19 protein-coding genes are annotated in these 19,009 nt (G+C 67.7%); 5 read left to right on the top strand and 14 right to left on the bottom strand.

The annotated features are described in order from the left end of the window. Positions 1–168: 168 nt before the first annotated feature. The 9 genes from C1924_RS04695 to C1924_RS04655 all read right to left on the bottom strand — a co-directional run bounded on the left by C1924_RS04695 (position 169) and on the right by C1924_RS04655 (position 8,221). Positions 169–1,533 carry an aminodeoxychorismate synthase component I gene (locus C1924_RS04695; protein ID WP_108764248.1) on the bottom strand — a complete coding sequence of 455 codons (1,365 nt, stop codon included), beginning with the start codon at positions 1,531–1,533 and terminating at the stop codon, positions 169–171. A 228-nt stretch (positions 1,534–1,761) separates the two neighbouring features. Further along, the gene (gene fabF / locus C1924_RS04690; RefSeq protein WP_108764247.1) at positions 1,762–3,024 is read right to left on the bottom strand and encodes a beta-ketoacyl-ACP synthase II; all 1,263 of its coding nucleotides are present in this window, start codon (positions 3,022–3,024) and stop codon (positions 1,762–1,764) included. Positions 3,025–3,166: 142 nt separating this feature from the next. After that, positions 3,167–3,406: an acyl carrier protein gene (gene acpP, locus C1924_RS04685; RefSeq protein ID WP_005415509.1), complete on the bottom strand. Its 240-nt coding sequence runs from the start codon at positions 3,404–3,406 to the stop codon at positions 3,167–3,169. A 153-nt stretch (positions 3,407–3,559) separates the two neighbouring features. Further along, a complete protein-coding gene (gene fabG / locus C1924_RS04680) occupies positions 3,560–4,303 on the bottom strand; it encodes a 3-oxoacyl-ACP reductase FabG (protein ID WP_108764246.1) in 744 nt (247 codons plus the stop codon). An 81-nt stretch (positions 4,304–4,384) separates the two neighbouring features. Continuing rightward, the gene (fabD, locus tag C1924_RS04675) at positions 4,385–5,329 is read right to left on the bottom strand and encodes an ACP S-malonyltransferase (RefSeq protein ID WP_108766968.1); all 945 of its coding nucleotides are present in this window, start codon (positions 5,327–5,329) and stop codon (positions 4,385–4,387) included. A 141-nt stretch (positions 5,330–5,470) separates the two neighbouring features. Continuing rightward, positions 5,471–6,253 (bottom strand): serine/threonine protein phosphatase, encoded by a 783-nt coding sequence (locus C1924_RS04670; RefSeq protein ID WP_108764245.1) that lies wholly within the window; start codon positions 6,251–6,253, stop codon positions 5,471–5,473. Between the two features lie 74 nt (positions 6,254–6,327). Then, positions 6,328–7,308: a beta-ketoacyl-ACP synthase III gene (locus C1924_RS04665; protein ID WP_108764244.1), complete on the bottom strand. Its 981-nt coding sequence runs from the start codon at positions 7,306–7,308 to the stop codon at positions 6,328–6,330. Positions 7,309–7,399: 91 nt separating this feature from the next. Further along, a complete protein-coding gene (gene rpmF, locus C1924_RS04660) occupies positions 7,400–7,594 on the bottom strand; it encodes a 50S ribosomal protein L32 (protein ID WP_004154640.1) in 195 nt (64 codons plus the stop codon). Between the two features lie 117 nt (positions 7,595–7,711). Beyond that, a complete protein-coding gene (locus tag C1924_RS04655; protein WP_108764243.1) occupies positions 7,712–8,221 on the bottom strand; it encodes a YceD family protein in 510 nt (169 codons plus the stop codon). A 114-nt stretch (positions 8,222–8,335) separates the two neighbouring features. On the opposite strand from C1924_RS04655, the gene C1924_RS04650 reads away from it, so the two are divergent. Next, positions 8,336–8,908 carry a Maf family nucleotide pyrophosphatase gene (locus tag C1924_RS04650; protein WP_108764242.1) on the top strand — a complete coding sequence of 191 codons (573 nt, stop codon included), beginning with the start codon at positions 8,336–8,338 and terminating at the stop codon, positions 8,906–8,908. Positions 8,909–8,997: 89 nt separating this feature from the next. Here C1924_RS04650 and C1924_RS04645 read toward each other — a convergent pair whose 3' ends face one another. Then, positions 8,998–10,842, bottom strand: a complete 1,845-nt coding sequence (locus C1924_RS04645; protein ID WP_108764241.1) for a glycosyltransferase family 39 protein — start codon at positions 10,840–10,842, stop codon at positions 8,998–9,000. A gap of 44 nt (positions 10,843–10,886) precedes the next feature. Between C1924_RS04645 and C1924_RS04640 the strand changes: the two genes are divergently transcribed. Genes C1924_RS04640 through C1924_RS04625 form a run of 4 tightly spaced genes read left to right on the top strand, consistent with a single transcriptional unit; the run spans position 10,887 to position 15,253 of the window. Continuing rightward, positions 10,887–11,840 (top strand): AAA family ATPase, encoded by a 954-nt coding sequence (locus C1924_RS04640; protein ID WP_108764240.1) that lies wholly within the window; start codon positions 10,887–10,889, stop codon positions 11,838–11,840. 2 nt (positions 11,841–11,842) lie between these two features. Continuing rightward, the gene (locus C1924_RS04635) at positions 11,843–12,787 is read left to right on the top strand and encodes a DUF58 domain-containing protein (protein ID WP_108764239.1); all 945 of its coding nucleotides are present in this window, start codon (positions 11,843–11,845) and stop codon (positions 12,785–12,787) included. After that, the gene (locus tag C1924_RS04630; RefSeq protein WP_108764238.1) at positions 12,780–14,729 is read left to right on the top strand and encodes a DUF3488 and transglutaminase-like domain-containing protein; all 1,950 of its coding nucleotides are present in this window, start codon (positions 12,780–12,782) and stop codon (positions 14,727–14,729) included. The genes C1924_RS04635 and C1924_RS04630 overlap by 8 nt, the downstream gene beginning before the upstream one ends. Next, positions 14,726–15,253 (top strand): Slp family lipoprotein, encoded by a 528-nt coding sequence (locus C1924_RS04625; RefSeq protein ID WP_108764237.1) that lies wholly within the window; start codon positions 14,726–14,728, stop codon positions 15,251–15,253. Before C1924_RS04630 ends, C1924_RS04625 begins: the two co-directional genes overlap by 4 nt. 119 nt (positions 15,254–15,372) lie before the next feature. Here C1924_RS04625 and C1924_RS04620 read toward each other — a convergent pair whose 3' ends face one another. The 4 genes from C1924_RS04620 to dnaX all read right to left on the bottom strand — a co-directional run bounded on the left by C1924_RS04620 (position 15,373) and on the right by dnaX (position 18,947). Further along, positions 15,373–15,732: a histidine triad nucleotide-binding protein gene (locus C1924_RS04620; RefSeq protein WP_108764236.1), complete on the bottom strand. Its 360-nt coding sequence runs from the start codon at positions 15,730–15,732 to the stop codon at positions 15,373–15,375. A 55-nt stretch (positions 15,733–15,787) separates the two neighbouring features. Next, positions 15,788–16,387 (bottom strand): recombination mediator RecR, encoded by a 600-nt coding sequence (gene recR, locus C1924_RS04615; protein WP_108764235.1) that lies wholly within the window; start codon positions 16,385–16,387, stop codon positions 15,788–15,790. A gap of 175 nt (positions 16,388–16,562) precedes the next feature. Further along, positions 16,563–16,883 (bottom strand): YbaB/EbfC family nucleoid-associated protein, encoded by a 321-nt coding sequence (locus C1924_RS04610; RefSeq protein WP_005408298.1) that lies wholly within the window; start codon positions 16,881–16,883, stop codon positions 16,563–16,565. Positions 16,884–16,889: 6 nt separating this feature from the next. Next, positions 16,890–18,947, bottom strand: coding sequence for a DNA polymerase III subunit gamma/tau (gene dnaX / locus C1924_RS04605; protein WP_108764234.1), 2,058 nt, complete (start codon positions 18,945–18,947; stop codon positions 16,890–16,892). Between the last annotated feature and the right edge of the window lie 62 nt (positions 18,948–19,009).

Genomic DNA, 19,009 nt, shown 5'->3' with positions numbered 1-19,009 from the left:
GCCGCTGGCCGGCAGGGGCCTGGTGGGTGCCGACCGTTGGTCGGCACGGGCACCGATCCGCGCGATTGCCGGCCAGCGGCCGGCACTACCTGGGATCCGGTGACCCCTGCCAGCCCAGCGTGGGGTCAGAGCCCTCGCGCGTGGCGCGCGGGATCCGACCTCGGCCGGTTACCCCTGCTGGCCCAGCGCGCGCAGCAGGCCGCGGGCCTTGGCGCGGGTTTCGTCCAGTTCCTTGTCCGGGTCGGAATCAGCCACGATGCCGGCGCCGGTACGGAAGCTCACCTCATGCCCGTCCACTTCGGCGGTGCGGATGAGGATGTTCAGGTCCAGGTCGCCATCGCGGTTCAGCCAGCCGAAGGCACCGGTATAAGCCCCCCGCGGCACCTGCTCCAGCTCGCTGATGATCTGCATGCAGCGCACCTTGGGGCAGCCGGTGATGGTGCCGCCCGGGAAGGTCGCGGCAATCACCTCGCCCGGGGTGACCTCGGGGCGCAGATGGCCGCTGACGTTGCTGACGATGTGGTGCACGTGGGCATAGCTTTCCACGGTCATCAGTTCATCGACCACCACGGTGCCGGGCAGGCAGATGCGGCCCAGGTCGTTGCGCTCCAGGTCGATCAGCATCACGTGCTCGGCGCGTTCCTTGGGGTGGCCGACCAGCTCCTGGATGCGCGCGGCATCATCATCGCCTTCAAAGCGTGGGCGGGTGCCCGCAATCGGCCGGGTCTGCGCGTGTCCGGCATGCACCGATACCAGCCGTTCCGGCGAGGAACTGACCACGTGGCGGCCATGCGCACTGAACAGGCCAGCGAACGGTGCAGGATTGGCGCGGCGCAATTGCGCGTACAGCGCCTGCGGACTGACCGGCGCGGCGAACTGCGCGCTCCAGCGCCGCGACAGGTTGACCTGGAACACATCACCAGCACGCAGGTAGTCGATCACCTGGCGCACGCCGTCGGTGAAGCGCTGCGGCGCGTCCTCGCCCACCGACTGCGGTGGCTGCCAGCCCTGCCCGGCCTCGGGCAGCGTGGCCGAGGCCTGTGCCACCAGCGCGTCCAGCAGGGCCTGCTCGCTGGCTTCGGCGATGACGAAGCTGGCATCGTTCTCGTGGTCATGCAGCACGGCCGCCGGGCAACGCAGGGCCAGCGCGGTCGGGCGGCCGTCATCGCGTGCACGCGCGGGCAGTACCGGTTCGATCTGGCTGGCCACTTCGTAATCGAGCATCAGCGCCCAGCCGCCACGGAACGGCAGGCTGTGGCTGCCGTCGTGCGGCAGGCGTGCGGCCTGCCAGGCGCGGTCCAGTGCCTGCAGGAAGCTGCCCGGCTGCACGGCGTCGTGCTGGTCGCGCACCTGGCCGTCGGCATCCAGCCGCAGGCGCTCGCCCTGCGCGGCCAGCAGCAGGCTCCAGCGCCCCTGGGCGGTGCCCGAGGCGGTGGATTCCATCAGCAGCGGGAAGCGCGCGGGGTCGTGCTGTTGCAGGGCCAGCAGATCGATCGGGTGTGGCAGCGGGTGGATCAGCGGGGCGTGGGTCATGGCAGCCAGTGTGGGGGTTCAGATGCACGGAAGCCGCCTTGCGGCGGCTCCGTGGTGCTCCGGATGCCGACAGGTAGAGTCGACTGTCAGTCGACTGCTCTTCGCGGGAAGCCATCCCCCCGCGCTGCGCGCGGTAGTCGACTGACAGTCGACTCTACCGCGCACCCATCAGCGATCATTACGGCGGCTCGAAAGGCAGTCGACCCACGGTCGACCCCGCCGCGTCGGTCAGACGCGCTTGAAGATCAGCGTGCCGTTGGTACCGCCGAAGCCGAAGCCGTTGGACATCACCACGTCGACCTTGGCCTGGCGCGCTTCGTTGGGCACGTAGTCCAGGTCGCAGCCTTCGCCCGGCTGTTCCAGGTTGATGGTCGGCGGAATGATGTTGTCCTGCAGCGCCATCACCGAGAAGATCGCTTCCACGCCGCCAGCGGCACCCAGCAGGTGGCCGGTCATCGACTTGGTGGAGCTGACCATCATCTTGTAGGCGTGGTCGCCGAAGGCGGTCTTCATGGCCATGGTTTCGCCCAGGTCGCCCAGCGGCGTGGAGGTGCCGTGCGCGTTGAGGTAACCGACCTGCTCCGGGGTCACGCCGGCATCGCGCATGGCCATGGCCATGCAGCGGGCGGCGCCTTCGCCGTTCTCGCTCGGGGCGGTCATGTGGTACGCGTCGGAGCTGGCGCCGAAGCCGGCCAGTTCACAGTAGATCTTGGCGCCACGGGCCTTGGCGTGTTCGTACTCTTCCAGCACCAGGATGCCGGCGCCGTCACCCAGCACGAAGCCGTCGCGGTCCTTGTCCCACGGGCGCGAGGCCTGTTCCGGGGCATCGTTGCGGGTGCTCATGGCCTTCATCGCGCAGAAGCCGCCCAGGGCGGTCGGCGAGGAGCCGCGCTCGGCGCCACCGACCACCATCACGTCGGCATCGCCGTACTGGATCATGCGCATGGCGGTGCCGATCGAATGGTTCGAGGTCGCGCACGCCGAGACCGCCGAGAACGACGGGCCCTTCAGGCCGGTGATGATGCTCAGCTGGCCCGGCAGCATGTTGATGATGGTCTTGGGCACGTAGAAGGGCGAGATCTTCTTGCCCTCGTGGAACTCGATGGTCTGCTCTTCGATACCCAGCAGGCCGCCGATGCCGGCGCCGACGATGGCGCCCATGCGCTCGGCATTGGCTTCGGTGATTTCCAGGCCCGAATCGTGCAGGGCCATGAACGAGGCACCGAGGCCGTAATGGATGAACGGGTCCATCTTCTTGGCATCCTTGCCGCTGACCCGGTACTTGCCGAACAGTTCGTTGTCGGCGGTGATGTCAAAGCTTTTGACCTCACCTGCAATCTTGGTGGTGAACCGATCCAGGTAGGCATCCGAAACGTTGGTCAGCGGACCGATGCCCGAACGACCCTGGGTGATGCCTTCCCAGCTGCTGGCCAGATCATTGCCCAACGGCGAGACGATACCCAGGCCGGTTACGACGACGCGACGCTTCATTGCTGATTCTCCTGACCCGATGAACTCAACGGGCGACTCGGTTCTACTGCGGTTTGATGCTCAAACACACGGGGCCGCAACTGCGGCCCCATGGGGTGCGGTGCGCGGCGAGCGGAACCCGCGCGCGCACTGCCGTCTGACATCAGGCCTTGACGTGGGCCTTGATGTAGTCGATGGCGGCCTGCACGGTGCTGATCTTCTCGGCTTCTTCGTCCGGGATCTCGCACTCGAACTCTTCTTCCAGGGCCATCACCAGCTCAACGGTGTCCAGCGAGTCAGCGCCCAGGTCATCGACGAACGATGCGCTGTTGGTGACTTCTTCTTCCTTGACGCCAAGCTGTTCGACGACGATTTTCTTGACGCGTTCTTCGATGGTGCTCATGGGGTATCGCTCCAGATGGAGTAGTGGTTCAAAAGTGGTCGCCATCGGATGGCGATGGCCGTGGGATAGTGTAGTGGAAACCGGCGCGGCCTTGCATGGATGCAAAAAACCCCGCAGATCAACCACTTGCGGCGCAATCCGTGCGCCCCTTGCTTACGGCATGTACATGCCGCCGTTCACATGGAGGGTTTCGCCGGTGATGTAGCCGGCCGCCGGGCTGGCCAGGAAGGCCACCGCATGGGCGATGTCTTCCGGCGCGCCCAGGCGTTCGAGGGCGATGTCGTTGATCAGGGCGGTGCGGGCTTCTTCCGGCAGCGCCTTGGTCATGTCGGTGTCGATGAAGCCGGGGGCGACGACATTGACGGTGACGCCGCGCGAGCCGATTTCCTTGGCCAGCGACTTGCTGAAACCGATGATGCCGGCCTTGGCGGCCGCGTAGTTGGCCTGGCCGGCATTGCCGGTCACGCCCACCACCGAGGCAATGTTGATGATGCGGCCCTTGCGCGCCTTCATCATGCCGCGCATGACCGCCTTGCTGGTACGGAACACGCTGGTGAGGTTGGTGTCGATGATCGACGCCCAATCGTCTTCCTTCATGCGCATCAGCAGGTTGTCGCGGGTGATGCCGGCGTTGTTGACCAGGATCGAGATCGCGCCGAATTCCTTGGCGATACCGTCCAGCACGCTTTCAAGCGCGGCGGCGTCGGTGACGTTCAGCGCGCGGCCGTGGCCGCCGTGGGCCGCCAAGCGCTCGCCGATCGCGGCGGCGCCGGATTCGGTGGTGGCGGTGCCGATGACCGTGGCGCCCTGGGCGGCCAGCAGATCGGCGATGGCGGCACCAATGCCGCGGCTGGCGCCAGTGACCAGTGCGATTTCACCCTGCAGGGGCTTGCTCATGATGTTGTCCTCAGACGTGGGCAGCGACCGCGCCCGTACCGCTTGCAGCGGCCACCGGCACGGTCGGCAGGAACAGGGGAATCAGGCCGACCACGCCTCGCGGGCGCCTTCAAAGTCGCCCGGGGTGGCCAGGGAACGGCCGTCGATGGTCTTGTCGATGCGCTTGACCAGACCGGTGAGCACCTTGCCCGGGCCGCACTCGGCGATCCGGGTGACGCCACGGGCGGCCAGCGCCTGCACGCAACCGGTCCACTGCACCGGCTGGTACAGCTGCTGCACCAGCGCGGTACGGATGGCATCGACACCGTCGTGCACCTTGGCATCGACGTTCTGCACCACCGGCAGCTGCGGGGCCCGCCAGGACAGGCCAGCCATCACCTCGGCCAGGCGGTTGGCGGCTTCACGCATCAGCGGGGTGTGCGAGGGCACGCTGACGGCCAGCTTCACGGCCTTGCGCACGCCCTTTTCAGCCAGCAGCGCCAGCGCGCGGTCGACCGCGTCGGCGTCGCCACCGATGACGATCTGGCCCGGCGAGTTGAAGTTGGCCGGTACCACCACCTGGCTGCCGGCGGCTTCAGCGCAGACGTCCAGCACCAGCTGGTCCTCGGCACCCAGCACGGCGGCCATGGCACCGACGCCGGCCGGCGCGGCTTCCTGCATCAGCTGGCCACGCAGGCGCACCAGATGGGCGCCGTCATGCAGGCTCAGCGCGCCAGAAGCGACAAGCGCGGTGTACTCGCCCAGGCTGTGGCCGGCCAGCACCGACGGGCGCGGACCGCCGACGGCGTTCCAGGCACGCCATGCACCAATGCTGGCTGCCAGCAGCGCAGGCTGGGTGTACTCGGTACGGTTGAGCATTTCCTCCGGGCCGCCCTGGGACAGCGCCCACAGGTCGACACCGGCACCATCGGATGCTTCGGTGAAAGCGTCACGCACCTGCGGGTGCAGCTCGGCCAGCTCGGCCAGCATGCCCACAGACTGCGAGCCCTGGCCGGGGAAGACAAAAGCGAGGGTGGATACGGTCACGCGGTCATCCGCTTGTTGCAATCGAAGCGGGCCATGATAAGGGCGAATCCCTCATGTCGTCTGTACGTGCGCGTATGCAGGGCGTATGGACCGGGGTCAGAACCCTTTCCGCAGGAAAAGGGCTCTGACCCCCAACGACCATCAGCAGAACAGCTGCAGGATGTCCAGCTCGCCATCGGCGAAGAAGTCCACGCACAGCCCGACCACCATGATCAGCCCCAGCGTGGTGGCGCCATGGGTGATGAAGATCGACTGCGCCAGCGCGCGCGCTGAGCGGCCAAGCTTCATGCAGACGCGGGCCAGGCCCTGCAGGCGGCCGCTGACCGAGTGCACGTGCGCGCGCACCGGGGCCTGCACGCCGTCCATCGCCTCGGCCATCATCGCCTGCAGGTGCTGGGGCCGGTCGGCGTAGTACTTGGCCACGCCATAGCCGAACATCAGCCAGTCGCGCGCCTGTGCCTCGGCCAGGTCCATCACTTCCAGCGGGTCTTCCTCGAAATCGATGAAGCCCACGCTCTGCCCGTCCCAGGTGAGGTTGCGCGGCACCGGCTGGCCAAAATACGCGCCGCGGGCATGTGCCTCAGCCAGCGCATTCATGGCGGCCGCCACCAACCGGTCACGACCGGCATCATCGGCTTCGCGCAGACAGGTATTGAAGGAGCCACCGTTGTCGCCGATCACCAGCGCGGCGTGGCCGCTGCCGATCACTTCGGGCACGTTGACGCCCTGCGCATGCAGTTCGCCCAGGCGCCGTGCCTCGGTCTCGCGCGCCGCATCACCTCCGCGGTGCGGGGGCGGACGCAGGGCATCAAGGTGGAAGCGGCGGGCGATGAAATTGAGCAGGCCCAAAGCAAAGGCCCGGCTTCCCTTGCCGTACTGCTTCAGCCAGGCGCGCTGCCCTTCGATGACGATGGGCTCAACCATGACAGATCTCCTGAAACGCGTTACGGCCCCAGAGGGGCCGTAACGACAGACTTCACGTTGTCGTAACTGCGCTATCAATAGCGCAGCAGAGCCGAACCCCACGTGAAGCCGCCACCGAAGGCTTCCAGCAGCAGCAGCTGGCCGCGCTCGACCTTGCCCGAACGCACGGCGGCGTCCAGCGCCAGCGGCACCGAGCCGGAGGAGGTGTTGCCATGGCGGTCGACGGTGACCACGACCTGGTCCATCGACATCTCCAGCCGCTTGGCGGTGGCTTCGATGATGCGCAGGTTGGCCTGGTGCGGAATCAGCCAATCCAGGTCGGACTTGCCCAGGCCATTGGCCTCCAGGGTTTCGTCCACGACCGAGTCCAGCGCCTTGACGGCGTACTTGAACACGTCGTTGCCCTTCATGTTGATGGTGCCGCCGCCGTTGCCGCTGCCGTCCTTGAAACCGACCGACACGCCAACCGGGTTCCACAGCAGCTCTTTCTTGCTGCCATCGGAATGCAGGTGGGTGCTGAGGATGCCGGTTTCTTCGTCGGCCTTGAGCACGACCGCGCCGGCACCGTCGCCGAACAGCACGCAGGTGGTGCGGTCTTCCCAGTCGACGATGCGGGTGAGCGTTTCGGCGCCGATCACCAGCACGTAGCGGGCGTCACCGGAACGGATGAACTTGTCGGCCACGCTGAGCGCGAACACGAAGCCCGAGCAGGCAGCGTTCACGTCGAAGGCGGGGCAGCCCGACGCACCGAGCTTGGCCTGGATGAGGCACGCAGTGGACGGGAAAATAAGGTCAGGGGTGGTCGTACCGACCACGATCATGTCGAGCTGCGAAGCGTCGATACCGGCCGCTTCAAGCGCACGCACCGCGGCGTGGTAGCCGAGGTCGCTGGTGGTCTCGCCTTCGGCCGCGATGTGCCGTTCACGAATACCGGTGCGCGACTGGATCCACTCGTCCGAGGTTTCGACCATCTTTTCCAGGTCGGCGTTGGTCAGGACTTTTTCCGGCAAATAACTACCGGTGCCCGCGATCCTCGAGTAGATCCGCTTGCTCATCATGTTTCCTGTTGCGCAGGCTGCCGGTCACCGGCATGCCCGGGGAAGAAGGCAAAGGCCGCTGCCCTGGGGCAGCGGCCTTATCGGCACATCAATCTTCTTCGACGGCCGAGGTCTTGGTCTGGATGACCTTCTTGCCGCGGTAGAAACCGTCAGCAGTGATGTGGTGACGCAGGTGCACTTCGCCGGTGGTCGGGTCGGTCGACAGCTGCTTGGCGCTCAGGGCGTCATGCGCACGGCGCATACCGCGGCGGGACGGGGTGACACGGGATTTCTGGACAGCCATGGGATTGCTCCAAACTCGGTTCGTTTTTGCTTCGTCGTATCGTCGCGCAGGACGCCAGCGCCCAGCACACTTTCGCTTTCGCCGCAGCCGCCGACGACAATCCGGCTGCTAATGCTTTTACTCTTTCTTCAGTGCCGCCAACGCCGCAAACGGGTTGGCCTGCTTTGTTTCTTCTTCGCTCGGCGCCCAGTCCCTGTCGACTGCTTCACCGTCCGGCGACAGCGGTACCACGGGCACCGCCAGCACCAATTCATCTTCAACCAGGTCCAGCGGACGCAGCTGCCCATCTTCCGGCACCAGCAACGCCTCGTACTCCTCCGGCAGGGACGATTCCTCGTCCTCGTCGCGGATCAGGCCCAGCCTCTGGGTCATCTTCACCGGCAACAGGAATCGCTGCATGCTGCGCTGACAGGTCAGCGGCAACGCGGTGTCGATGGTCAGTTCCACATAGGATACCCGCAAGACGTCGTCGCGACCGAATTCAAGCGAGTAATTGCACTCACCGTCGGTATCGGCGACCAAGCCCTGCAGGCGGGTCATTTCAGCCAGTGGGACCTGGCCGTCGAAGCGCCTTCGCGCTACAACCATCCGCCAGGCATCCAGCGTTTCGGGCACGTTCGCGGACATAAGCCGCTGAATACTAAGGATCGGGGCCGCCGCTGTCAAATACCCGCCATATAGGGGCTTGCTGGCAGCGCCGGGCACGGGCCAGACTGCCGCGCCCTGCCCCGGAATTGTCGCATGCCTGCCCTGCTCCTGGCCTCCACCTCGCGCTACCGCCGCGAACTGCTGCAGCGCCTCGGCCTGCCCTTCGACTGCGCACGCCCCGACGTGGACGAGACCCCGCAGGGCGGCGAGACGCCGCTGGACCTGGCCAGCCGGCTGGCTGCCGCCAAGGCCGCCGAGGTGGCCGCGCGGCACCCCGGCGCCTGGGTGATCGGCTCGGACCAGGTGGCCGACCTGAACGGCCAGCCGCTGGGCAAACCCGGCACGGTCGAGGCCGCCTGTGCGCAACTGGCGGCGATGGCCGGGCAGACGGTGCGCTTCCACACCGCGATCAGTCTCACGCGTGATGGAGAATCGTTTGCGGCCATGGACCTGACCGAAGTGCGCTTCCGGCCATTGCAGGCCGAAGAGATCGCCCGCTACGTGGCCGCCGAGCAGCCGCTGGACTGCGCCGGCAGTTTCAAATGCGAGGGCCTGGGCATCAGCCTGTTCGAGGCGATCGACAACCGCGACCCCACGGCCCTGGTCGGGCTGCCGTTGATCGCGCTGTGCGGGCTGCTGCGCCGGGCCGACTTCGCCGTGCCGTAGGTAGAGTCGAGCTTGCTCGACTGGATGTTGGAAGCAGTCGAGCAAGCTCGACTCTACAAGAGCGGAAAGCAGTCGAGCGCGGCTCGACGCTACAGAACCGGAACCACCTCGAACGGCTGCTCCTGCCAGTCCTCCACGCTGCCATCGCGACCATGCAGGCGCAGGCCCAGCCAATGCCGCCCGGGCGAAAGCCCGCGCGTTTCCACACTGGCATCGAAACCGGCATGTGGATGCTGCGGGTCATTGGACATCGGCCACATCGGGCGGATGTCGAGCTCGCGGCCGTACTGCGCATCGCCCACTGGCTGACCGTCCACCAGCACTTCCACCCGCGCCAGCCCGACACCGTCCTTGAATGCCCAACCCTTCACCGCCAGCGTGCCCGACACCGCTTCGCCGTTGCCCGGCGAATCCAGATACGCCACGGCCGGCGTCACACACTCGCCTTCGGCACGCTGCGCAGGCAGACGGAACAGCAGGAAACGCTGGAAGCCGTGATCGTTGCTGACCACCTTCGGCGGCGGCAGCGGTCCGACCTGTTCGCAGACCGCGTGGTAGCGCTGCACCAGATCACGGAAGCGCTGGTCGCTGGGTGACAGTACCAGCAGCATCGGCGTACTGCGTTCGCCTTCATGCACCTGGCCCCACTGCGCGAGCTGGGCGGTACGTCCATGCTTGTCGTTGAGGGGATGCGGCAGCACCAGGATGTCGGCGTCACCCAGCTGGAAGCCGAGTTCGGCACCCACCTTGAAGTTGCCGGCCAGCACGCGCGTGCCTTCCGGCATCCGCTTCAGTTCGTCGCGCACGGCAGCCGCCAGCGGTTCCCAGCCGGCAAAGTTGCGCGGGTAGTACTTGTCACCTGCCAGCTGCTCACGCAGCGCCGGCGTGGAGGCCATCAGGTAATAGCCGAAGGACAGCGCCATGCCGATGCCGGCCAGCCACCAGCCGGTGCGGCGCAGCCAGCGCGGCCAACCGTTGAGCACCACCGGCACCGCCACCAGCAGCGCCAGGTAGCCCGGCAGCGGCCAGTGGAAGCTGATGCGCTCGACATCGGTGAAGAATCCCAGCAGGAAGATACCCAGCGTGGACACGCCACCGACCAGGCCGAAGTAGCGCCACTGCACGCGTGCACCGCCACCGCTGCGCGTTCCGGCCAGCGCCACCTTCCACATCGCAATGCACAGGATGGGCGTGACCAGCATCGGCTGGATGACCAGGAACCACAGCCCGCGCCATTCAAACGCCCAGGGATGGCGCTCGACCACCTGGAATTTCAGGCCGGCGTCATGGTTGTCGGCATTCCAGGCCAGCAAGGGCAGCCAGGCCAGCACGCCCACCGCAAGCGCGACCCACACGCGCGGGTCGGTCAACATGCGCCGGCCCTGCGGCAGCGCCAGCAGTGCGATGAAGCCAACACCGATCACACCGATGAAGCGGTAATGGCTGAGCGCGCCGATCAGCAGGCCCAGGCCCAGCTTGATGGCCGAGGATGCATCGACGCTGCGCAGCAGGCGCGCGCCGGCATCCAGGCACAGCACCGCAGCCAGCGCCATCGGCACATCGGGCACGGCCAGCAGGCCCAGCGTGGCCGACAGCGGCATCAGCAGGGTCAGGCTGCCAGCCTGCCAGCCGGCCACGTTGCCGAACCAACGCGTGGCGATGCGCACAACCAGCAACGGCAGCAACGCACCGATGGCCAGGAACGGAAGACGCAGCGCCAGCACGTGCTGGCCGCCGATCTCCACGCCCAGGCGCGCCAGCCACGCGGTCAGGCCCGGCAGATCCGAGTAAGCCGCGGCCAGGTGCTGGCCTTCCTGCCAGTAGAACGCTTCGTCCACGAACAACGGCAGACGTGCGGCCACAAGCAGCTTGGCCGCTGTGACCAGCGTCCATAACCAGAAAAATATCGTGCGTGCGCGTTGTTCGCCCTGCATTGCTCTATGGATAGAATCAAACGGTTCCCGAACGTGAGACGACCATGTCAGCTTCGTCCCCCATGCCCCGCATGCTAACCGATCAACTGCGCCACGCCCTGCGGGAGGCACAGGATCAGGTCAATGCACTGGTGCTCGGCAAGGTGCCGGAAGTCAGGTTGGCGTTTGTCGCCCTGCTTTCCGGTGGCCATCTGCTCATCGAAGATCTGCCCGGCCTGGGCAAGACCACGCTGGCCCACGCACTGGCCAGCAGCCTCGGGCTGACCTTCCAGCGCGTGCAGTTCACCTCCGACCTGCTGCCGGCCGATGTGCTGGGCGTGTCGGTGTACGACGCCGCCACGCGCCAGTTCCAGTTCCACCCTGGCCCGGTGTTCTCGCACGTGCTGCTGGCCGACGAGATCAACCGCGCGCCTCCCCGCACCCAGAGTGCGCTGCTGGAGGCGATGGCCGAACAGCAGGTGACCCTCGACGGACAGACCCATCCGCTGCCCGATCCGTTCTTCGTGATCGCCACGCAGAATCCGGTTGATCTGTCCGGCACATTCCCGCTGCCCGATTCGCAGCTGGACCGTTTCCTGCTGCGGCTGGCGATGGGCTATCCCAGCCCGCAGGCCGAGCGCGAGCTTCTGCGCGGCACCGACCGCCGACATCTCATTGCGCGCGCCGTGCCGAAGCTGGATGACGACCAGGTGCGGCAGCTGCGCGAAGCGGTCGGCCAGATCCACGTCAGCGATGCACTGGTGGACTATGTGCAGGCGCTGCTGACCCGCAGCCGCCAGCATGCCGGCGTGCGCGTGGGGCTGTCGCCGCGTGCCGGCCTGGCCCTGCTGCGCGCGGCCAGGGCCCACGCCCTGCTGCTTGGCCGCGACCACGTGGTGCCCGAAGACGTGCAGACCCTGTTCGTCGCCGTGGCCGGCCACCGGCTGGTGGGCGAGTCCGAGTCGAGCACGGGCCCGGCACTGGCGCGCGCCATCCTGCAGACCGTCGCGGTGGATTGAGGATGCCCGCGCGCGGCTCCCGCCTGCTTCGCCTGGCGCGCCCTCGCGCGCCCGAAGCACTGCCGCAACGGCTTGGCCGCCAGCGCATCTACGTTCTGCCCACGCGCTTCGGGCTGTTCGTGGCCGTGCTGCTGTCGGCCATGCTGCTGGGCGCACTGAACTACAACAACAACCCGGCCCTGCTGCTGGCCCTGCTGCTGGCGGCCGCCGCCATTGCCAGTGCCATCGCGGCCCACCTGCAGCTGTCGGGTGTGCAGATCGATGCCATCTCGGCCGAACCGGTACCTGCAGGCCAACCACTGCGCATGCGCGTGGATCTGTCGCTGCGTGATCAGCGGCCACGCCATGGCCTGGAACTGCAGGTCGGCGACAGCCAGGCCTGGACCGATCTTCCGGCGCAGGGTCGTGGCGAGGTCGAGCTGGATGTACCCACCGAACGCCGCGGCTGGCTCGACCTGCCGCGCATCCGCCTGTCCAGCACGCAACCGCTGGGCCTGGTGCGCGCGTGGTCGTGGGTGTGGCCCGAACAGCCGCTGCTGGTGCACCCGGTAGCCGAAGCCGTGGCAACGCCGCTGCCCGAACGGGGCAGCGACCCACTGCACACGCGCGCCCATGCCAGTGGCGAAGAACTGCATCAGCTGCGCCCTTACCGCGCAGGCGATCCGCCGCGCAGCATCGCCTGGAAGCACTCGGCACGGCGTGACACGCTGCTGGTACGCGAGTACGAAAAGCCGGTCGGCATCGAAGTGGTGCTGGATTGGCGCGCGTTGGCCTCGCTGGCACCGGAAGCGCGCATCTCGCGCCTGGCGCGCTGGGTCGACAGCGCTGAACGCGAAGGCCGGCGCTACACCCTGCTGCTGCCATCGCAGCCCGCGCTGGGCCCCGGCCAGGGCCCCAGCCACCACCATGCGTGCCTGCGCGCACTGGCCCTGATGCCCCATGACTGAGCCCGCCCTCCTGCTGGACCGCAACGCGCGCGGCTGGACCCTGGCCAGCGCAGCGCTGGCACTGCTGCCCCTGCTGCTGCAGCTGCCCGGCCCCCTGGCCGCGCTTATCGCCGTGGCCGGCCTGGCCACGGCTGCCCTGTCACTGCAACGGGTGCTGCCGATGCCGGTGCGCCTGCTGCTGGTGCTGGGCATGCTGGGCGCCATCGTCTGGCAGATGGGCGCGGTGCGGCCGGGGCGCGACACCGGCTGCGCACTGCTGGCGGCGATGCTGGCGATCAAATCCAGCGAACTGCGCAGCGTGCGTGATGCGCGCAGCCTGCTTGGCTTTGCCTTGTTCGCCCCGTTTGCCGCCTTCCTGCTGGACCAGGGACCGTTGACCACACTGCTGGCCGCGCTGGCCGGCATCACCGCCCTGCTCGCCCTGCAGCGGCTGGCACACAACGAAGGCCGCAGCGCCCCGCTGCCGCTGGCCGGCCAGGTGCGCGGCGTCGGCCGCCTGCTGCTGATCGGCCTGCCCCTGGCCCTGGTCTGCTTCTGGCTGTTCCCACGCCTGACCTCACCGCTGTGGGGCGTGCCCGAACGCGCCGTGGGTACGCCGGGCCTGTCCGATTCGATGGAGCCGGACCAGTGGCTGGACCTGATGGCCGACGATACCCCGGCGCTGCGCGTGCAGTTCTTCGGTGCCACACCCGAACCGGAGCAGCGTTACTGGCGCGGCCCGGTCCTGACCCGGTTCGATGGCCACGTCTGGACACGCGAGCGCAGCGCCGACCGCCGGCCGCCCCCGCAGGTCACCTACGAGGGCCAAGGCTGGGACTACCAGATCGACTACGAGCCCACCGACCGACGCCTGCTGGTGGCGCTGGATCTGCCCACGGCCGCGCCCGACGGGGCGAGGCTCAATGCGGAGATGAGCCTGGCCAGCCAGCGCTCCCTGTCCGCGCTGACCCGCTGGCGCATGCGCTCCGCCCCTGCGGCACGGTTCGATATGGACCTCTCGCCCTACCAGCGCCAGGCAGCGCTGCAGCTGCCGGGCAATTTCAACCCACGCACGGCAGCACTGGCGCGGCAGTGGCGACAGGAGGCAGGTGGCGACGATGCCGCCGTGGTCCGCCGCGCACTGACCTGGATCACCGCTGATTTCTCCTACACGCTGGAAACACCGATGGCCGGGCGCGATCCGGTGGACGCGTTCCTGTTCGACTACAAGGCGGGCTTCTGCCAGCACTTCAGTTCGGCCTTCGTGGTGCTGATGCGCAATGCCGGCATTCCCGCACGCGTGGTGACCGGCTTCGCTGGCGGCACCCGCAACCGGTTGGGCAACTACTGGGTGGTGAGGCGCATGGATGCCCACGCCTGGGCCGAAGTCTGGCTGCCCCAGCGTGGCTGGGTGCGGGTGGATCCGACCGCCGCGGTGGCCCCCGAGCGCATCCTCGATACGCTGGAGGACCGCCTGCCGGCCGGCGCCGACCTCGATCTGCGGCAGCGCTGGCTGCAGGCCGGGCAGATCGGCGATTGGCTGCGCCGCGGCTGGAACGACGTGGTGCTGTCCTTCGATGCACGACGCCAGCAGCAGTTGCTGCGGCCGCTTGGCCTTGGCGAGCTGGGCCAGGGCCAGCTGCTGGCCGGTTTCGCAGCCACCGCGCTGCTGGCACTGGGCTGGATGGCCTGGCTGCTGGCCCGTGGCGAACGCGAGCGCGACCCCTTGCTGCGCGCCTGGCACCGGCTGGGCCGCCGCTACGCGCGGCTGGGCCTGGCCCGCGAGCCGCACGAACCGGCCCTGGCGTGGGCCCAGCGGGTGCACGCCCAGCGGCCCGATCCCGGCCTCATCGCACTCAGCCAGCGTTTCGCCGAAGCGCGCTACGCTGGCACTCGTACCGAGCTCGCCCCATTATTGCGGGACCTGCGCAGGCATCGCCCGACTTCCGGAGCTACTTCATGAACACCAAGTTCCTTCTCACCGCCGTGGCCGCCCTGGCCCTGTCGGCCTGCGCCACGGCCCCCAAGCCGCTGCAGGGTCAGTTCAGCGTGGTTTCCCCGCGCGACTCGGTTGCCACCCAGCAGGTTGGCACCCCCGTTCGCTGGGGTGGCCGCATCATTGAAACCCAGCCCGGCCAGGGCGAGACCTGCTTCCAGATCATCTCGCGCCCGCTCAACGGCAGTGGCCGCCCGAACACCACCTCGGCCGATGCCAGCGACGGCCGCTTCATCGCCTGCCGTGCCGGCTTCTACGACCCGGCCGTGTTCGAGGAAGGTCGTGACGTGACCTTCATCGGCAAGATCGACGGTTACGCCAACACCCGCATCGGCGAGTACGACTACCGCCTGCCCAAGCTGGCCGCCGACGTCATCTACCTGTGGCCGGAACAGCGCCAGGTTGATGTGGTGCCCTACCCGTACGGCCCGTGGGGCCCGGGTCCGTGGGGCCCGTACTGGGGCGGTTACCGCGGCTGGGGCTGGTGGTAAACCTGCCACGGTTCGCATGACACAGAAGGCCGCCCTCGGGCGGCCTTCTTGTTGGTGCCATCCACGCATGGCGTGGATCTACTGGGCCATCCACGGTGGGTGCCGACCGTTGGTCGGCACTACTGCCCCGGCGTACCGAAATGCCCCAGCGGCGCACCGGCCAACAGGTGCATGTGGATGTGGAAGACAGTCTGCCCGGCATCCTCGCGGCAGTTCATCACGATGCGGTAGCCGTCGTTGGCAAAGCCTTCGCTGCGCGCATACGCGGCGGCGGCCAGGGCCAGTTTGCCGATCAGGTGCGCCTGCGACGGCTGCAGGTTGTCCAGGGTCGGGATGATCTCGTTCTTCGGAATGAACAACACGTGCACCGGCGCCTGCGGTGCGATGTCCTTGAAGCCCAGCACCTCGTCATCCTCGTAGACGATGGTGGCCGGAATCTCGCGACGGATGATCTTGCTGAAGAGGGTTTCGGTGGTCATGGTCGGCCTCGGCGGGATGTCGTCCGCATTGTAGGCTCGCCACGCACAGCCGCGATCAATCGCGGAATTCGCTGCGCGTTCCAAAAGCGTGCGACAGCGTGCCGCGATCGACGTACTCCAGTTCGCCCCCCAGCGGCAGGCCCTGCGCCAGGCGGCTCGGCTGCACCTGGCGTGCCCGCGCCAGCTGCGCCAGATAGTGCGCGGTTGCTTCGCCTTCAACGGTTGCGCTGGTGGCGATGATCAGTTCCTGCACTTCGCCCTGCGCCAACCGCTGTTCCAGCTGCTCCAGGCCCAGCTCGCGCGGGCCGATGCCATCCAGCGGCGACAGCCGGCCCTGCAGCACGAAGTAGACACCGCGGAAACCGGTGGCGTTCTCGATGGCCAGGCGGTCAGCGGGTGATTCGACCACGCACAACTGGCTGCGCTCACGGCTGTTGTTGGCGCAGGTCGGGCACAGTTCGCTTTCGCTGAAATCGCGGCACTGCGCGCAATGGCCGATACGTTCGACCGCCAGTGCCAGCGCTTCGGCCAACCGCTGCCCGCCCTCGCGCTCGCGCTCAAGCAGGTGGTACGCCATGCGCTGGGCGGTCTTCTGGCCCACGCCAGGCAGCACCCGCAGTGCATCGATCAATTGTTCAAGCAGGGGTGCGGACACGGCAGCATGCTTTGTAGAGTCGAGCTTGCTCGACTGAAGGGCTTGGTAGAGTCGAGCTTGCTCGACTTGGGGGGGGGTGGAGCAGTCGAGCAAGCTCGACTCTACGAAAAGACAGTCGAGCAAGCCCGACCCCACGCGGTTGTTGGCACCCGGCAACCGGGTGCCAAACCCGGCATCAGAACGGCAGCTTCATGCCCGGCGGCAACTGCATGCCGGCGGTGGCCGAGCCCATCTTCGACTTCGACTCGGCGTCGATCTTGTTCGAGGCGTCGTTGAACGCCGCCGCGATCAGGTCTTCCAGCATTTCCGGGTCGCTGGTCAGCGACGGGTCGATGCGCACCTTGCGGCATTCCTTGGCACCGGTCAGGGTCACGCTGACCATGCCGCCACCGGCACTGCCGGTCACTTCAATCTTTGCGATTTCTTCCTGGGCCTTCTGCAGGTTTTCCTGCATCTTCTGGGCCTGCTGCATCAGTTGGGCGATGTTGCCGCGCATGGTTGCTTACTCGTCAAAAGAACGGATGGAATCGGAAACAACCCGGGCGCCATGCTGCTGGATCAGCAGCTGCACTTCCGGATCGTCCATGAAAATGGCCTCAGCGGCCTGTTGCCGCTCGCCACGCTGGCGGTCGGCACGCTGGTGCAGCGTCTCGGCCGGAACGTGCTCGGTTTCCACGGTCTCGACCACGATCCTCGGCGCCTGGCCCAAGGCCTTTTCCAGCATCTCGCCCAAGGCGGACAGCGCGCGTTCGGAACGCAGATACTCAAATCCGGGCGAAAGGCCCAGTTTCAAGGTGCCTCCCTGGCAGCTGATGAAGGCCGCGTTGGCCGCCAGCTGCCGCGAAGGGCCGCTCAGGCCACTGTTGGCCACCAGATCGAGCCAGTCCTCGGCCGTGGCCAGATCGGAGACGCCCTCCTGCGCCACGGGCGCGGGCGCCGCCTTAGGCACGACCGGGGCGATCTCGATGCCCTCGGCCTGGAACGGGCGTTCCGGTTCGGCCGCTGCCGGAACCGGCGCCGATGGTTCCTGCCACGGTGCGACCATGGCCGCCTCCGGGGCCGCCATTACAGCCGGCGCGTCCAGTTCCGCCGCCAGCACCTGGTCGCGTGCGTCGGCTTCATCAGTGGCCCACGGCGGCAGATCGTCAGTCGCGACCTCCTGCGGCGCCGTTTCGGCCTTCACCGGCGGCGGTGACACGGGTTCTTCCACCGGAACCGGTTCAGGCTCCGGCGTGGGGTCCGGCTCCGGTTGCGGGGCCGGCTCAGGTTCGGGTTCAGGCTCACGCGGCGCGGCCTGCGCGGGGGCAGCTACGTCGGCCACCGCTGCCGGGCTCGCCGCAGCGGCTGCAGCCACAGGCGCAGCGTCCTGGCTGCCAGCGCCGACCTGACCATGGCCGCCGCTGCCACCCGCGACGCCCCCACCCACTGCCCCGTCGACCGCCTTCGGTACCGGCGGTACCGCGGCGGCCGGGCGGAACGCCAGCATGCGCAGCACGGCCATCTCGAAGCCGGCACGCGGGCTCGGCGCCAGCGGCAGGTCACGGCGTCCGTTCAGGGCCATCTGGTACCAGAGCTGCACCACTTCCGGGCGCAGGCGCTCGGCAAACGCAGCTGCATCCAGGCCTTCGGCGGGAGCGGCGGTACCGGGCACCAGCTGCTGCACCTGGATACGGTGCAGGCCTTCGGCCAGCGCTTCCAGCACACCACTCCAGTCCGGCGAAAATTCGGCCAGGGCCGCCACCACCTGCAGCAGGCGCGGGCCATCGCCCTCGGCCAGTGCATCCAGCATGGCCGCTACCTGGGTACGATCGACCGTACCCAGCATCGTGCGCACCACGTCCTCGCGCAGCGCGCCGCCGGCATAGGCGATCGCCTGGTCAAGCAGCGACAGGCCGTCGCGCAGGCTGCCATCGGCCGCCTTGGCCAGCTGCACGATGGCGGTGGAATCGGCCTCGATCTCCTCGGCGGCGAGGATGCGGGTCATCTGCCCCTGGATCTGGTCCTCGTCCAAGCGCTTGAGGTTGAACTGCAGGCAGCGGCTGAGCACGGTGACCGGCAGCTTCTGCGGGTCGGTGGTGGCCAGCAGGAACTTGACGTGTTCCGGCGGCTCTTCCAGCGTCTTCAGCAGCGCATTGAAGGCTGCCTTGGAGAGCATGTGCACTTCGTCGATCAGGTAGACCTTGTACTTGCCACGCGAAGGCATGTACTGGGCGTTCTCGATCACCTCGCGCACGTCATCCACACCGGTGTTGGACGCGGCATCGATTTCCAGCAGGTCGATGTAGCGGCCGGCGTCGATGTCCAGGCAGGCCGCACACTGGCCGCACGGGTCGGCGCTGGTGCCCTGCTCGCAGTTAAGCGATTTGGCGAAGATGCGCGCGATGGTGGTCTTGCCCACGCCGCGGGTACCGGTGAACAGGAACGCGTGGTGGACCCGGCCGCTGTCCAGCGCATTGCTGAGCGCACGAACCACGTGTTCCTGGCCCACCAGCTCGGCAAAACGCTTCGGACGCCACTTGCGGGCAAGCACGAGATAGGACATCAGGCCACCATCTTCCATCGGATGTTCCATTGTGCCATGCCTGTCCAGCCCCCTCGCCCCCGACGCGCCCTGCGCGGAAT

It is taken from the genome of Stenotrophomonas sp. ESTM1D_MKCIP4_1 (assembly GCF_003086895.1).
In the GTDB taxonomy this organism is placed as follows: Bacteria; Pseudomonadota; Gammaproteobacteria; order Xanthomonadales; family Xanthomonadaceae; genus Stenotrophomonas.
This window is presented reverse-complemented; position numbering and strand designations above follow the sequence as displayed.